The organism is Pandoraea anapnoica (genome assembly GCF_902459765.1).
Taxonomy (GTDB): Bacteria; Pseudomonadota; Gammaproteobacteria; order Burkholderiales; family Burkholderiaceae; genus Pandoraea; species Pandoraea anapnoica.
Window position 1 is genome coordinate 92,249 of sequence record NZ_CABPSP010000017.1, and the last position, 15,805, is coordinate 108,053.

Sequence of the window (15,805 nt, forward strand, 5' to 3'; positions counted from 1 at the left end):
CGACTCACATTGGCCGGGTTTCGTCGTTGACGGTCCCGGCCACCTCATGACACAGGGCGACGAACGCTTGCACGAGCGGGCTGTTGTCGTCGCGGCGCTTGCCAAGTAGCAGCGCAGAGTGCGCATCCGGTTCGCTGAAGTCCATGAAATGCGCGCCTTCGATCTGAATGCACCGCACGGCGGCTGGTAGCACGGCAACGCCCAATCCACTTGCCGCGAGGGCGACGATGGTCGTCGACTCGCGCGCCTCCTGAACGACACGCGGAGTAAAACCCGCGCGCTCGCACATCCTCCGAATCTGCCCATCGACCGCCGTACCCACGCCGTTGGGATGCATGATGAACGCTTCGTTGGCCAGATCGGCAATCGACACGCTGGCGTGCTTTGCCAGCGCATGCCCCTGATGTAGAACGACGACCAGCGCCTCGTCGATCAACGTCTCGAAACTGAGTCCCGTCACCGGTGGCGCGTTCTCTGCCTGACGGAGTAAACCGATGTCCAGCGTCCGTTCGATGAGGGCTTCCCGTTGGTGTTCCGACGGTGCCTCACTGAGCGTCAGCGTCACGCGCGGATAACGCTGACGGTAGGTCGTCAGTACGCGTTTCATCAGGTTAGTCATGGGCGCCGAGGTCGTGAACGCGATCCGCAACTCCCCGGCATCGAGCCCGGCGATTTGCTGCACTTCGAGACGAGCTGCTTCGGCATCGGCAAGAATCTGGCGTGCACGCACAAGAAACGCGCGTCCGGCCGGTGTCAGAAAGACGCGTCGTTGCGAGCGCTCGAAGAGCGGCACGCCCAATTCATCCTCAAGCGCGCGGATCTGCATCGACAGCGGTGGCTGCCCGATGTTAAGGCGCTGCGCGGCCCGGCTGAAATGCAGTTCCTCGGCGACAGTCACGAAGTAGCGAAGGTGACGCAGTTCCATTCCTCAGTCCTAGATTGATCTGTTTTATATATGGAAATAAGGCTTAAATATATATTGGACGCGAGGTAACGGCAAACCTATCATTCGTCCTATACATTTCACCCTTGGTTCGCGCGAGGCGAGCCAGCGTCATGGCATCAACCAACTCCCTACCTTTGTCTTCCCGCGGTGCGTCCGCCGCTAGTGCGTCTGCCCCGAAGCTACCGGCGGGCGTTGCGCGCGGCACGCGCGAATACGCCGTCATCAGCCGCGCCCTGTTCTTCGGTGGTTTTTCGACGTTCGCACAGCTTTACTGCATGCAATCGCTGCTGCCCTTGCTGACGACCACGTTCGGCATTAGCCCGGCGCAGGCCAGTTGGTCCGTATCTGCGGCCACGATGATGATGGCGCTCGGTTTGCTCGTGACGTGTGTCGCGGCCGATCGCGTGAGCCGTAAGCGGATGATGACGATTGCGTTGCTCAGTTCTTCCGTCCTGACGCTGGCCAGCGCATTCTCGACGAACTTCGAGACCATCGTGATTCTGGCGGCGCTCAAGGGGCTGGCCTTGTCCGGACTACCGGCAATCGCCATGGCGTATCTGAGCGAGGAAATCGATCAGCGCTCGCTCGGCATGTCGATGGGGCTCTATATTGGCGGCAACATCCTTGGCGGGATGGCCGGTCGAGTGATGGCGGCGTTTGTTGCTGACATGTTCTCGTGGCGCGTGTCGGTGGGTTTGATCGGGCTCGTCTGCCTCGCCATGGGCCTTGAGTTTGCCCGGAGCCTGCCGCATTCGCGTCGCTTTACCCCGCGTCATATGACGGTGCGCGAAGCGCTCGGGCATGCACGCCGACATCTGAGTGACCCGGCGTTGCTCGGTCTGTACCTTTTCGCGGGCCTGATGATGGGCAGTTTCGTCAGCGTCTACAACTATCTCGGGTTCTACTTGTCGGCGCCGCCGTTTCATCTGCCGCATGCGGCCATCGGCGCGATTTTCACGATGTACCTGATCGGCGTCGTGGGTTCGTTCATCGCAGGGCCGCTGTCGGATCGCGTGGGACGCCCCCGTCTATTGTGGGCGCTCGTTGCACTGGCGATGGTGGGGCTATTCGCGATGCTCGCGTCGCAAGTGTCCGGGGTGGTGATCGGTCTGGCGATCTTCACGTTCGGCTTCTTCGGTGCGCACACCGTGGCCAGTAGCTGGGTCGGGCGACGTGCTACAGAAGGGCGGGCGATAGCGTCCGCGTTGTACCTGTTCTTCTACTATCTGGGGTCTAGCCTACTGGGCAGCTTCTCGGGCGTCATGCTGAAGTCGCATGGCTGGCATGGCGTGGTCGCGTTGCTGTCGGTGGCCGTGGTGCTGTCGCTGGGCGTGGCGATTGCCATGCGCCGCGCGTACGGCAACGGCAAGCCATCCGCCGTCGCTTAGCCGATTTCGTTTCACCCGCATCCCCAAAAAACAACAGCCACCCTCGGGTGGCTGTTGTCGTTTTCGACGCAAGTGACCGCGAACGTCGGCTAGGCCGCAATTTGCACCACGCAGATTCGCGTGATGCAAACGATCACCCACGTACGCAGCGTGCCGTCAGGCAAGTTCGGCGATCAGTTCGATTTCGACGCACGCGCCCAGCGGAATCTGCGCCACGCCGAAGGCCGAGCGGGCGTGCTTGCCTGCGTCGCCGAAGACTTCGCCGAACAGTTCCGATGCACCGTTCGTCACCAGATGCTGCTCGGTGAATTCCTGCGTCGAGTTGACGAGGCTCATCAGCTTCACAATGCGCTTGACCTTGTTCAGGTCGCCCGTGTGGGCGTGCAACGTGGCGATCAGTTCGATGGCGGCGGCTCGCGCCGCAGCCTTGCCGTCTTCGACGCTGACGTCCTGACCGAGCTTGCCGGTCCAGATCTTGCCGTCCTTCTTGGGCAGGTGGCCCGAGAGGAACACGGTGTTGCCGGTCTGGGCGGCCATCACGTACGCGGCGGCGGGGGTGGCGGACGACGGCAGCTCGATACCCAATTGCTTCAGTTTGTCGTAGACGGACATGTACGGCTTCCTTGCAAATTCGTTAATGGTTCAAATCACGGATCATCGAATCCGATGACGGATCAGGCGGCGCGTCGCGTGAGCGCGTCGGCAATCAGCGCGCCAAGACGCGCGACACCGATTTCGATTTTCTCGGGCGGCACCGTGACGAATGACAGTCGAAGCGTATTCGATTGCGGCGTCCCCACATAGAAGGGCGCGCCGGGCACGAACGCGACATTCTGTGCGATCGCTTTTTCCAGCAACTGCATGGTGTCGATGCCTGCGGGCAATGTCAACCAGATGAACATGCCGCCTGCGGGCGTGGTCCATGTGGCGTCGGCTGGCATGTGCTTCTTCAGCGAAGCGAGCATGGCCTGCGCCTGTGCGGCGTAGAGCGTGCGAATCGACGGGATGTGCGTGTCGAGAAAGCCATCCTTGACCACTTCGTATGCGATGCGTTGCGTCAGGCTGGGCGTATGCAGATCGGCGGCCTGCTTGGCCTGCACGAGCTTGGCGATCACCGCCTTCGGGCCGATGATGAAACCGAGTCGCAACCCGGGCGCGAGCACCTTGGAGAACGATCCCATGTACAGCACATGCTCTGGCGCGAGCGACATGAGGCTCGGCAAACGCTGGCCTTCGTAGTCGAGTTCGCCATAGGGATCATCTTCGATGATGGCCAGGCCGTCACGTTTGGCGATGGTGGCCAGCGCCTCGCGGCGTGCCATCGGCAGACGTCGTCCCGTCGGGTTCTGGAAGTTCGGCATGGCGTACAGGAAGCGCGCGCCTGCCACCAGTTCCGGCGTCAGTGCCTCGGGCAGCAGGCCGTGATCGTCTGTCGGCACCGGTACGTACTTCGGTGCGAACAGCGAAAACGATTGCAGTGCGCCCAGATAGCTCGGTGCCTCGACAAGGACGCGGCTGCCCTCGTCGATGAAGATCTTGCCGATCAGATCGAGACCTTGCTGCGAGCCGGTGGTGATCAGTACGTTCTCAGGCGCAACCGTCAGGCCGTCGCGTGAGTAGCGCTTGGCGACCCATTCGCGCAGGGGCGCGAAGCCTTCTGTCGCACTGTATTGCAGCGCCGCTTGCGGCGATTCAGTCAGGACGCGATCAGCGGCGGCCCGCATTTGTGCGACGGGAAACGTGGCGGGCGAGGGCAGGCCGCCAGCAAAGGAAATGACGTCCGGGCGCTCGGTTACCTTGAGAATCTCGCGAATGGCCGAGCTGGTCAGATTGCGGGCGCGTTCGGAATATTGCCAATCGTGCATGATGGTCTCGCTTTGAGAGTGCGGCCTTTTCTGAGCGGCCGCGAGTATCGAGCGTTGCGGGTGCCGGGCGCGTGAAGGCAGGCGCAACGTCAGGGGGCTGACCCATCGCGGCGCAGGGATCGCATGCGCCGCGACGTGTCGTCAGACCGGTTTGCCCGTGAGTCGCGAGGCGCCGATCTTCATGTTTTTGCCGAGTGCGATGGTCAGTACGACACCGGCGGCAAACAGCCAGGTGACCGCATCGACTTGTTCGCCGAAAAAGAGCGCGGACAACGCAATCGTGAAGAAAATCTGAAGCAATTGTACTTGGCCCACGCGCGCGATTCCGCCCATGGCGAGACCGGCATACCAGGCGAAGAAGCCGATGAACTGCGAGAAGAGGGTGACGTAGGCGAACGCGCCCCAGGCTTTGCCGCTCACAGGCCACGGCTGCTGCCACGCGAGCCAGCCGACCGGCACCAGCAACACCGGTGCGCAGACGACGAGTGCCCAGCAGATCACTTGCCAGCCGCCCATGTCGCGCGCGAGCTTGCCGCCCTCTGCATAACCCAGCGCGCCAATGACGACGGCCAGCAGCATCAGTCCGTCCGCTGCATGCAGGCTACCGCCACCGGCACGAAGCGCGAAGGCAATGACGAGGGCGCTGCCGAGCAGGGCAAACACCCAGAAGCCACGCGAAGGACGTTCGCCACCCAGCCAATAAGCGTAGATCGCGACGAAGAAGGGCTGCAGGCCGTTGACCACCGCCCCGTGGGACGCGGGGATGGTTTTCATGGCCCACGCCGAGAAAACGGGGAAGGCGATGATCACGCCGAGCGACGTGATGGCCAGACTCTTGACCTGCGGCCACGTCGGCCACGGTTCCTTGCGCCACCAGAGCAGCGCGCCCGCGAAGACGGCCGCAACCAGCGCGCGTCCCAGTCCGTTGAGCAGCGGATTGACTTCCGCCACGACGATGCGCGTCATGGGCAACGTCAGACTGAAGATGAGCACGCCGATCAATCCGATCAGCATGCCCCGGGATTCGCGCGAATTCATGGTGTCGCCTCGTGGTTCTCTGTTTCTATGTTGTCCGCCCGCCATGCACTGTGCCGGGCGTTGGGATCGGTCGCGGCCTAACGCAAGGTGCGCGGGCCGTTGGGGGTTTCGATTTCTGCGGCGAGCGACGGCTCGACCAGCGTCGCTTCGACGTTGACGAGGGCATCGGCACCCAACCACTGCAATTGTTCTGCGATCACCGTCGCCTGCGGATGGAACCCCCGCAGCGTGATGATGGCGCAATCCGCGGGCGGCAACGCATCTGCCGGATGTTGAGGCGAATCCCACTGGATCAGCGTAGGCAGCAGACCCTGCCCCGCGCCTTGCCACGACGGCAGACTACCGTCGTCGGGCACCCCGATCTGCCAGGTCAGTGCGCCGCGCTGCATCGCAATCGCGGGGGCGAGACGTTGCGGATACTGTGCCTGCCAGCGCGGCAGCGAGCGCGGACGCTCGACGCGCGCAACCCAGTTCGCCAGGTACGGACCGCGCGCGAGGCGCGCCCGAACGGTTTCGTCGTCGAGTCCGAACCAGCGCGCACGGCCCGGTGCGGGTGCTTCCGGATCGATCGCGATGATCTCCAGATAGGCGCCGCCCCACAGACCCAGCAAACTGTTGTGCGTCCCCATGCGTGCGTGCTTCCCACCGCGTTGCGGCACGACATCCGTGAGGCCGAGTTGCTCGATGACGTGCGCTTCGCCCGCTTCCAGCGTTTCTGCGGCGACGACAAGATGGTCCAGTTTCAGGGCGTGAGGTGCGGTCATGTTCGGTTCGGGCAGCAAAGACGGGCGACAAAAAACGATAGCTTACTCTGCCTGCGCGCCGATGCCGCGTCTTCCGAGGCCTGTATCTGCAAGGTTCGGCCGGAGCGGTCAGCAGCACGACATGCGCGTACAGTGTTACCCGCGCGAAAGTCGCGCCAACGTTCCGCCCGCCCGCTTCGTTCGACGAGCCAGACGTACCGCAAGGCTGCGCCACACCAGCCGCAAGCCGTTGCCCAGCATGCGTCCGCTGCCGGACGCAGAAAGCGTCTTTGCGGGCTGACTCACGCGCATGCGTGCCCTTTCCTGCCAGGTGCCCAGCCACACGCGCTGCCCGCCGCGAATCTCGAAGCTCTCGCCCGCACGCAGCCAATGGTCGTGCGGCTCGCCTTCCACGGTCAGCCAGAGCAGGCCCTGCAACACTTGCAGCGACTGCGGCCGTTCAGCAGCCGGGCTCTGCCAAACGACAGTCTGTTCCCGGTCCAGTTCGAAGAGTCGGATTTCACGCATGGCGGTCTCCAGTTGAGAGGACACTTTATCGGTTAACGCCGGTACAGTACCGATACAGATCATGAGGTAATTCTCGGTACAGTTAAGAGTTGACAGGGAAACTGACTGGCGTAGAGTGGCGATCCATGAGCGGCAGGGGCAGACACTTCGATGCGAGTGGGGCTGTCAACCGGATGGGGAGCGCCGATCGCTGCTCCCCGAAGCACTGCGCGCGCGGGCGCGACCGGCGCGTGATGCGCATCTCGCGTGGCCTGCCGGGGCGCGATACAGGTGAATGACGATGACGACAACGAACCGCATTTCTCCGCTGATTCTTGCGGACAACGCCGCGCTGGACACCGCGCGAATGACGCTTGTCGATCAGTTGGTCCACTGGGCAAGGCTGCGTATCGAGGAGCGGGTTTTCCTGCCGGGCATGCGTATGCCGTCGATCCGCTCGCTGGCGGAAGACAAACGCGTTTCGCGTTTCTCCGTTGTCGAAGCGTACGAGCGACTGGTGGCGCAGGGGTATCTCGAAGCCCGACGCGGGTCCGGTTTCTACGTACGCGAGCGACCCGTTATGCCGCCGCAAAATGCGGCTGCACCGATGGTCACGCAGGGGCCGCTCGACGTCGCCTGGCTCGTGCGTAGCATGCTGCATCAGGTGGCGCCCGAGCGTGGTCCGGGCATGGGATATCTGCCTGCGACGTTGCTTGACGCCGACATGATGACGTCCGCGATGCGTTCGATGAGCCGACAGTCGAGCGCACATCTGCTTCAGGCGGGCAATCCGCTGGGCTTTCTGCCGCTGCGTGTCCAACTTCAGACGCAACTCGCGGAACTCGAAATCGGCGCGCGACCCGACCAGATCGTGTTGACGTCCGGGATTACGCAGGCCGTGGACTTCTTGTTGCGGCTGTACGTACGTGCTGGCGATACGGTGCTGGTAGGTGATCCGGCGTGGTTCGTCGTGTTCGGCCGCATCGCGTCACAGGGCGCCAATACGATCGGCGTGCCCTATACGCCGGACGGCCTCGACATGCAGGCGCTGGAGCGGCTCGTGCAGGAGCACCGCCCCAAGCTGCTCATCCTGAATTCGATTCTGCAGAACCCGACGGGTACGTCGCTGACGCCCGCCCGCGCATTCCAGATTCTGCGTCTTGCCGAGCAGTACGACTTCATGGTGCTGGAAGACGATATTTACTGCGATCTGTGTCCGCCGCATCAGCAGGTGGCGCGTCTTGCGAGTCTCGATCAGCTCAAGCGCGTGATCTACATGGGGAGCTTTTCGAAGACCCTCGCGGCGAATCTGCGGGTGGCGTTCGTCGCCTGTTCGCCGGAGTTGGCGAAGACCTTCGTCGATCACAAAATGCTGTCGGGATCGACCACGCCGGAAATCAATGAGCGCATTGTCTACAAAGCGCTGACGGAAGGGCATTACCGGCGACATGTGGAGCGGTTGCGCACCCGTCTGGACGAGGTCCGCGACGGCGCGAGGCGCAATCTGGAGCGTATGGGGTTGCGCATGTTCGGCGAACCGACCTCCGGCATGTTCTTCTGGGCTGACACTGGCATGGACACCAACGCCATTGCGGCTGCCGGGCACGAGGCCGGTTTCCTGTTTGCGCCGGGGGCGTTGTTCTCGCCGCGTCAGGCGCCCAGCACATGGATGCGCATGAATATCGCCTGTTGCAGCGATCCGTCCATGCTGTCGTTCCTGTCGCGCCAGCTGGAGTTGGCGGCATAAGGCGTTAGCAACCATGGCCGATATGCCTGCGGTAAGCCCGTATTCCTGCCCTTGCTTTGGGTTTTTGCCGGGTCTTGCCGCTTTTTTCGCTAATTTGGCCCGTTCGTCAGCAAAATAGCCCTGAATTAACCTCGCTGGCGGCCTTGAAATGCGCGCCGCCCGTCCCTATGTTCCGACCTGTACCGCCGTTGCGGCAGCGCGCGCGCAAGTGCGTCCGGCGGCGGTCCAGATTGACACGCTGGACATTCCATTCATCTCACCGATTCATGAGGGTTCCCGACCATGGCGCAAGAAACCATGAGCTTTCAGGCAGAAGTCAAACAGCTCCTGCAACTGATGATTCATTCGCTGTACAGCAACAAGGAAATCTTCCTGCGCGAACTGATCTCCAACGCTTCGGATGCCGCCGACAAGCTGCGCTTCGAAGCGATCAACAACGCAGCGCTGTATGAGCAGGATCCGGAACTCAAGATTCGCGTGTCGTTCGACAAGGACGCCCGCACCATCACCATCGAAGACAACGGCATTGGCATGAGCCGCGATGAAGCCGTTGCGCACCTCGGCACCATCGCCAAGTCCGGCACCAAGGAATTCTTCTCGAACCTGTCCGGCGATCAGCAGAAGGACGCCGCCCTCATCGGTCAGTTCGGTGTGGGGTTCTACTCGGGCTTCATCGTCGCCGAGCGAATGACGGTCGAATCGCGTCGCGCCGGGCTGCCCGCCGCAGAGGGCGTGCGCTGGTCGTCGGCAGGCGAGGGCGACTTCTCCGTCGAGACCATCGAACGTGCGCCGCGCGGCACCGCCATCACGCTTCATCTGCGTGAGGGCGAAGACGAGTTGCTGTCGTCGTGGCAATTGCAATCGATCATCCGCAAGTATTCGGACCATATTTCACTGCCGATCGTGATGCGCGGCGAGTCGTGGGACGAAGAAAAGCAGGCGATGGTCCCCGCCGAGACGGACGAAACCGTCAATCAGGCGAGCGCGTTGTGGACCCGCAGCAAGAGCGAGATTACCGACGAGCAGTACACGCAGTTCTACCAGCACATCGCGCACGACATGCAAGCGCCGCTGGCATGGACGCATAACCGCGTAGAGGGGCGCAGCGAGTATACGCAACTGCTGTACGTGCCCGGTCACGCGCCGTACGACCTGTGGGATCGCAATTCGCAAGGTGGCCTGAAGCTGTACGTGAAGCGCGTCTTCATCATGGACGATGCGGAGCAACTTCTCCCGAACTACCTCCGCTTTGTGCGCGGGGTCGTCGATTCGGCAGATCTGCCACTGAACGTCTCGCGCGAAATTCTTCAGGAAAGCCGTGACGTGAAGGCTATCCGCGAAGGGTGCGCGAAACGCGTGCTGGGTCTGCTGGAAGATCTGGCGGAGAATCAGCAGGACAAATACACGCAGTTCTGGGGCGCATTCGGTCAGGTACTCAAGGAAGGCGCGGGCGAAGATCATGCCAACCGCGATCGCATTGCCAAGCTGCTGCGTTTCGCGAGCACGCACAACGATTCTGCCGAGCAGACGGTATCGCTGGCCGATTACGTCAGCCGCATGAAGGAAGGTCAGGACAAGATTTACTACGTGACGGCGGAGAACTGGGTGGCCGCAAGTCACAGCCCGCATCTTGAGGTGTTTCGCAAGAAGGGTGTGGAAGTGTTGCTGCTGACCGACCGTGTCGACGAATGGATGCTCTCTTACGTCCATGAGTTCGACGGCAAGGCGCTCGTGAGCGTGGCACGCGGCGATCTGGACCTGGGCGCGCTGGAAGACGCTGGCGAGAAGGAAGCGCAGGAGAAGACCAGCGACGACCTCAAGCCGCTCGTCGACAAGATGAAGGAAGTGCTCGCCGACAAGGCTAAGGATGTGCGGGTGACGTTCCGTCTGACCGATTCGCCGTCGTGTCTGGTGTCCGACGAGAACGACATGAGCGGCACCCTTCAACGCTTGATGAAGGCGGCCGGTCAGAAGATGCCGGAGTTCCGTCCGATTCTCGAGATCAACCCGGAGCACGCTCTGATCAAGCGTCTCACGGCAGAGAGCGCCGACCTCTCCGACTGGACGCAACTTCTGTTCGAACAGGCGTTGCTGGCCGAAGGCGGCAATCTGGAAGATCCGGCGGCGTTCGTGAAGCGTACCAACGCCTTGCTGCTGTCAGCACGCTGATTGCGTAGCGCAGATGACGGGACGGTTTTGACGTAACGCCGTCTGCGTAGTGTTGTCCTCGTAGCGATGAAGGCCCCCGTGACGAAATGTCGCGGGGGCTTTTTCTTATCTGATGGAGTTCGGCGAAGGTCGGCAGGGCCTATGCTTGCGTGGACCGCAGCGAGCGGCAGACGAGGGCCGCGTGAGCGGCGCGCCGACACGTTGCCCCCTTATAATGCCGAGCCATGACTTTCCGATTCGATGTAAGCGGGCGGCGCTGGCAGGCTGTCCCGGCACCGGCGCTGTCGCGTCGTCACAAGGACTGGCTGACCCGGGGTGGCGCACTCACGCGTCATTTGTCCACGCTCGGCCGGGTGAGCGTGCGGGTGGTGGCCGAACGGGTGATGCCCGCCGACGCAGATCAATGCCGTGCGATTGGCGTGCCGCTGCGCACGCCGATGTGGGCGCGCGACGTCATCTTGCTGATTGACGACGAGCCGGTCGTTGTGGCGCACAGCGTCACGCCGCTCGCGCATAGCCGTTCAATCTGGCAGGCGATGCGCCGCCTGCGCACCCGTCCGCTCGCCGATCTGCTCTATCACGATCCCACGGTCACGCGATCCGTGCTGGTGTCGAGCCCGCTGGGCCCACGCCATCTGTTGCACGGTCGTGCGCGACGCGATGCACGGGATCCACTCGTCGGCACGAACCCGCGCGCGCGGTTGTGGGCGCGTCGTTCGGTGTTCTTGCGTCATGGTGCGCCGCTGCTCGTCACCGAGGCGTTTCTGCCGCGCTTCTGGCGTCGTTTGCAAGCCTTGCATGGCGAGATGGTGAACGATTGAGCGCCATGCCGACGCCGTCCGCGCCCCAACTCAAACGCAACTTCCCGCCGGTGGTGGACACCAACACGCGTGTCCTGATCCTCGGCAGTTTGCCCGGCGAGGTCTCGCTCGCGCACCAGCAGTACTACGCGCATCCACAAAATCGTTTCTGGCATCTGGTGGGCGAGGTCCTGGGCGAATCCCTGCCGACGCTGCCCTACGATGCGCGCCTTGACGCGCTACGCGCCCACGGCGTGGGGCTTTGGGATGTTGTGGCGGAGGCGCGTCGCGAGGGCAGTCTCGACAGCAACATCCGCTTGCATGCGGGCAGCGACCTCGCGGGCCTGATCAGCACCTTGCCGTCGCTGCGAGCGGTCGCTTTCAATGGCGGCACGGCAGCGCGCATCGGCCAGCGTGCACTCGCCCAGGGCAACGTGCCGTTGCCGGTCGTGCTGCTACCCTCGAGCAGCCCCGCCTATACGATCCCGTTCGCGACTAAACGCGACGCTTGGCTCGTACTGCGTGACTGGCTGGGGACGCCGGACGTCTAATCCGCTCGCTGAGGGTGAAGTGAAACGTCGCGCTTGCAGAGGGAGGACCCCGTCGCCGACGGGCGAAGCGCGTGAACCCGGTACAATGCGAACCCATCGGAATATCCCGAGCAATACTGAAGGACACATGACCCTCATCAAACGCAAATCCATCGAAGCCGAAGCGTTCGTCGCCGACGACCGTGCCGCCCGTTCACCGCGTCCCACGTACAAGCCGCGTTTCGCGCCGGTGACGTTCTCTGAAATCGGTGGCGTGCGTTACCTGCATTTCGGTACGGAATGGGTGCAAGGGGCGATGCGTCTGTCGAAGCCGGATCGTATCGAGCTGGAATACGCGCAGCAGATGATGGCGTGGTTGCTGTTCATGCGCGCACCGAAGCATGTGGTGCAACTGGGCCTTGGCACTGGCTCGATCACGAAGTTCTCGGCCAAGCAGTTCCCGCGTACGCAAGTGACGGCGGTTGAACTGAACCCGGCAGTTGTCGTCGCTGCCCGCACGATGTTCGATCTGCCGAGCGATTCGCGTCGATTGAAGGTGCTGGAAGCGGATGCATGGGACTACGTCACCGATACCGCAAATCACGCTTCTGTCGACGTCCTGCAAATCGACCTGTACGACGCCACCGCGCGCGGCCCGGTCCATGACACCCCGGCGTTCTACAAGGCGTGCCGTGCCACGTTGCGCGAGCCGGGCATGCTGACGATGAACCTCTTTGGCGATCACGACAGCTATCCGAAGAACATCCGTCGTCTGCGTCAGGCGTTCGACAACCGCGTGATCGAATTTCCGGAAGTGCATGACGGCAACGTCATCGTGCTCGCGTTCAACGGTCCGCTGCTGTCGGTGGAATGGAAGGACGTGGAAGCGCGCGCCAAGGTGGTGGAAGCCGCGACCGGCCTGCCTGCAAAGCGTTGGGTCAAGCAACTTCGCGAGAAGAATGGCGACGGCGGTCCGGTACTGACGGTCTGACGTTGACCGCGTAGCTACGCATCTCTGTATCGCAGAAGCCGCAGTTTGCGGCAGACGCAAAAAAGCCAGCCGAGAGGCTGGCTTTTTCTTTTGTGCGACGCGCGGTCCCGAAGCGCGGGGACCGTGCGCCTGCGTCAGGCGGCGATTTCGTCGATCGTCAGCGCTTCGCCACCGGCAACGATCGCCAGCAGACGGTCGACGTTCGGGTGCGCGCCCGGACGGTTACGCGCATCGGCGGTGTGCTCACCGAAAACAGCCAGCGCATGCTCGGCGGCCTTGGCGTCGAGCGTACCGAAGGCTTGCTTGAGGTAGTGGTAGACCGCGAGCGAGCCTTGCTTGCCTGGTGCGTTTTCGATGGTGCCCACGACGGCGCCGCCAGCATTGCGCAGGTCGATGCGCGCGATGCCTTCGATGCTGCCGATGGAGGCCATCTGGGCCAGGTTTTCCTTGAACACCGGGGTCGGTTCGATGACTGCCATGGTTGTGCTGCTCCTGCGGTTACGTCAGATGAATTGAAATCGTTGCGGGCCGAATGTTATCACCCCGGCCTGGTCGGGATCAGGTGCGTCGCCATTGCAGAATCGCCAGCGTGACCACCCCGGCGATCAGTCCCCAGAAGGCGGACCCGATGGAGAGCAACGTGAGGCCTGAGGCGGTCACCATGAACGTGATGAGCGCCGCTTCGCGCTGCTTCGTGTCGTGCATGGCATTCGCCAGCCCGTTCATGATCGAGCCGAACAGGGCCAGTGCTGCAATGGAGACGACCAGTGCCTTCGGAAACGCTGCAAACAACGCCGCGATGGTCGCGCCGAACGTTCCTGCGATCAGATAGAAGGCGCCCGACCACACCGCCGCCGTATAGCGCTTCGCGGGATCTTCGTGCGCTTCGCGTCCCGTGCAGATGGCCGCCGTGATGGCTGCGAGATGGATGCCGTGCGAGCCGAACGGCGCGAGCAGCACCGACGCGATGCCGGTCGTCGAAATCAACGGCGATGCGGGGACGTTGTAACCGTCCGCACGCAGGACGGCGAGTCCCGGTACGTTCTGCGACGCCATGGCCACCACGAACAGCGGGATCGCGATGCTGATCGTCGCCGACAACGAGAACGACGGCGTGGTCCATACGGGCTTTGCCAGCGACACATTGAAATGACTGAAATCGAGCAAGCCCAGTCCGCCGGCAACGGCGGTGCCCACGATCAGCGCCAACAAGATGGCGTAGCGCGAGGCGAGTCGCTTGACGATGAGGTACGTGAAGAACATGGAGAGCACGAGTGCCGTCTGGTGCTGCGCGGCGACGAAAATTTCCAGCCCGATGCGAAACAGAATGCCCGCCAGCAGCGCGGACGCCAACGCGGGCGGCACGCGCCGCATGATCGTTTCGAAGCCCCCCGTCAGTCCGCAGATTGCGATGAGCGCGTTGCAGACGATGAACGCGCCGATGGCCTCGCCGTACGGCACACCTGGTAGCGACGTAATCAGCAGGGCGGCTCCCGGCGTCGACCACGCGACAACGACGGGTGTGCGGTAGCGAAGCGATAGCCCGATGGTCGTCAATCCCATGCCGATGGACAGCGCCCAGATCCACGACGAAATTTGCGCTGGCGTGAGATGGGCGGCTTGTCCGGCCTGAAACATGAGGATGAGCGAGCTGGTGTAGCCGGTCATCATCGCCACGAAGCCAGCCACGACGGCTGACGGCGACGTGTCCGCCAGCGGCCGCAGCGGGGGCAGGGGAGTGGTGCTCGACGTCATGGCGTGCTGTCTCTTTGGTTGCGTTGTTGTTGTGATGTACTGCGGTTCCGCCGCATAGTGCGGCGTGCCGTTGCGTGCGGACGGCGCGATCTATGCCGTGTCTCTGCGGTGTGTCTGCCGTGATGCGGGGACTTCGAGGTTACTTGCTTAGCACCCGTATGGCCGATTCCAGCCCCGCCAGCGTAATCGGAAACATACGATTCGCGAAGAGCTGACGGATCACCGAAATCGACTGACGATATTGCCAAATGGCTTCCGGCTCGGGATTGAGCCATGCGTGACGCGGGAACCGGTCGATGAAGCGACGCAGCCAGACTGCACCGGCTTCCTTGTTGTTGTACTCGACGGAGCCACCCGGTTGCAGCACTTCGTACGGACTCATCGTCGCATCGCCCACGAAAATCAGCTTATAGTCGGCCGGATATTTGCGCAGCACGTCCCACGTCTCGAATCGCTCGTTGTGACGGCGGCGGTTCTGCCGCCAGAGATAGTCGTAGACGCAGTTGTGGAAATAGTAGAACTCGAGATGCTTGAATTCCGACTTTGCGGCCGAAAAGAGTTCTTCCGTGCGCGCAATGTGATCGTCCATCGACCCGCCCACGTCGAGCAGCATCAGCACCTTCACGTTATTGTGACGTTCGGGCACCAACTTCAGATCGAGCCAGCCTGCATTGGCCGCCGTGGAGCGAATCGTGTCGGCGAGATCGAGTTCCTCGGCCGCCCCTTCGCGCGCGAACTTACGTAGGCGGCGCAGCGCAACCTTGATGTTGCGTGTGCCGAGCTCTACGGTGTCGTCGTAGTCGCGGTACGTACGTTGGTCCCATACCTTGACTGCGGTGCGATTGCCGTTGCTCTCGCCGCCGATGCGGATGCCTTCGGGATTGAAGCCGCCGTTGCCGAACGGCGATGTGCCGCCCGTGCCGATCCACTTGCTGCCGCCTTCATGCCGCCCCTTCTGCTCGTCGAACAGTTGCTTCAGACGTTCCATGAGCTTGTCGAGTCCACCCAGCGCCTGAATACGTGCTTTGTCTTCAGGGGACAGCTCGCGTTGCATCCGCTTCTTGAGCCAATCGAGCGGCACTTCGCCGGAGGCGTCGACGATTTTCTGCACGCCTTTGAAGTACGCGCCGAACGCCTGATCGAACTTGTCGTAGTGCTTCTCGTCCTTGATGAGCGAGAGGCGCGCCAGATAGTAGAACTCGTCGAGCGAGGGCGCGATCACCTGACGCTGAAGCGCTTCGAGCAGCGTCAGGTATTCCTTGACCGAGACCGGCAGTTTTGCCGCGCGCAAGGTGTAGAAGAAGTCGATCAGCATGACGTGGGCGC

15 protein-coding genes are annotated in these 15,805 nt (G+C 62.6%); 6 read left to right on the forward strand and 9 right to left on the reverse strand.

The annotated features are described in order from the left end of the window. Positions 1-4 precede the first annotated feature (4 nt). Positions 5-925, reverse strand: coding sequence for a LysR substrate-binding domain-containing protein (locus PAN31117_RS23565; protein WP_150740349.1), 921 nt, complete (start codon positions 923-925; stop codon positions 5-7). 131 nt (positions 926-1,056) lie between these two features. On the opposite strand from PAN31117_RS23565, the gene PAN31117_RS23570 reads away from it, so the two are divergent. Further along, entirely contained in the window at positions 1,057-2,334 is a 1,278-nt protein-coding gene (locus PAN31117_RS23570) for an MFS transporter (RefSeq protein ID WP_150740350.1), read from the forward strand. Between the two features lie 156 nt (positions 2,335-2,490). Here PAN31117_RS23570 and PAN31117_RS23575 read toward each other — a convergent pair whose 3' ends face one another. The 5 genes from PAN31117_RS23575 to PAN31117_RS23595 form a co-directional block, all read right to left on the reverse strand. Beyond that, on the reverse strand, positions 2,491-2,946 hold the full coding sequence (locus PAN31117_RS23575; protein ID WP_150740351.1) for a RidA family protein: 456 nt from the start codon (positions 2,944-2,946) through the stop codon (positions 2,491-2,493). Between the two features lie 62 nt (positions 2,947-3,008). Continuing rightward, the gene (locus PAN31117_RS23580) at positions 3,009-4,199 is read right to left on the reverse strand and encodes an aminotransferase-like domain-containing protein (RefSeq protein WP_150740352.1); all 1,191 of its coding nucleotides are present in this window, start codon (positions 4,197-4,199) and stop codon (positions 3,009-3,011) included. 141 nt (positions 4,200-4,340) lie between these two features. Next, positions 4,341-5,237: a DMT family transporter gene (locus tag PAN31117_RS23585; protein ID WP_150740353.1), complete on the reverse strand. Its 897-nt coding sequence runs from the start codon at positions 5,235-5,237 to the stop codon at positions 4,341-4,343. A 77-nt stretch (positions 5,238-5,314) separates the two neighbouring features. After that, entirely contained in the window at positions 5,315-6,001 is a 687-nt protein-coding gene (locus PAN31117_RS23590; protein ID WP_150740354.1) for a VOC family protein, read from the reverse strand. A gap of 135 nt (positions 6,002-6,136) precedes the next feature. Next, positions 6,137-6,508, reverse strand: coding sequence for a DUF2917 domain-containing protein (locus tag PAN31117_RS23595; RefSeq protein ID WP_174991092.1), 372 nt, complete (start codon positions 6,506-6,508; stop codon positions 6,137-6,139). 280 nt (positions 6,509-6,788) lie between these two features. Between PAN31117_RS23595 and PAN31117_RS23600 the strand changes: the two genes are divergently transcribed. The 5 genes from PAN31117_RS23600 (at position 6,789) to PAN31117_RS23620 (ending at position 12,724) form a co-directional block, all read left to right on the forward strand. Further along, positions 6,789-8,234, forward strand: coding sequence for an aminotransferase-like domain-containing protein (locus PAN31117_RS23600; protein WP_150740356.1), 1,446 nt, complete (start codon positions 6,789-6,791; stop codon positions 8,232-8,234). A 282-nt stretch (positions 8,235-8,516) separates the two neighbouring features. Then, on the forward strand, positions 8,517-10,403 hold the full coding sequence (gene htpG, locus PAN31117_RS23605; RefSeq protein ID WP_150740357.1) for a molecular chaperone HtpG: 1,887 nt from the start codon (positions 8,517-8,519) through the stop codon (positions 10,401-10,403). A gap of 224 nt (positions 10,404-10,627) precedes the next feature. Further along, positions 10,628-11,224 (forward strand): chorismate--pyruvate lyase family protein, encoded by a 597-nt coding sequence (locus PAN31117_RS23610; RefSeq protein ID WP_150740358.1) that lies wholly within the window; start codon positions 10,628-10,630, stop codon positions 11,222-11,224. A gap of 5 nt (positions 11,225-11,229) precedes the next feature. Then, entirely contained in the window at positions 11,230-11,754 is a 525-nt protein-coding gene (locus PAN31117_RS23615) for a DNA-deoxyinosine glycosylase (protein ID WP_150740359.1), read from the forward strand. A 127-nt stretch (positions 11,755-11,881) separates the two neighbouring features. Continuing rightward, positions 11,882-12,724 carry a class I SAM-dependent methyltransferase gene (locus tag PAN31117_RS23620; protein ID WP_150740360.1) on the forward strand — a complete coding sequence of 281 codons (843 nt, stop codon included), beginning with the start codon at positions 11,882-11,884 and terminating at the stop codon, positions 12,722-12,724. 134 nt (positions 12,725-12,858) lie between these two features. Here the strand turns inward: PAN31117_RS23620 and PAN31117_RS23625 are convergent, their stop codons facing one another. The 3 genes from PAN31117_RS23625 to PAN31117_RS23635 all read right to left on the reverse strand — a co-directional run bounded on the left by PAN31117_RS23625 (position 12,859) and on the right by PAN31117_RS23635 (position 15,794). Continuing rightward, positions 12,859-13,203: a DUF2322 family protein gene (locus tag PAN31117_RS23625; RefSeq protein ID WP_150740361.1), complete on the reverse strand. Its 345-nt coding sequence runs from the start codon at positions 13,201-13,203 to the stop codon at positions 12,859-12,861. Positions 13,204-13,282: 79 nt separating this feature from the next. Further along, positions 13,283-14,479: a benzoate/H(+) symporter BenE family transporter gene (locus tag PAN31117_RS23630; protein WP_150740362.1), complete on the reverse strand. Its 1,197-nt coding sequence runs from the start codon at positions 14,477-14,479 to the stop codon at positions 13,283-13,285. Between the two features lie 139 nt (positions 14,480-14,618). After that, positions 14,619-15,794, reverse strand: coding sequence for a vWA domain-containing protein (locus PAN31117_RS23635; RefSeq protein WP_150740363.1), 1,176 nt, complete (start codon positions 15,792-15,794; stop codon positions 14,619-14,621). Positions 15,795-15,805 lie beyond the last annotated feature (11 nt).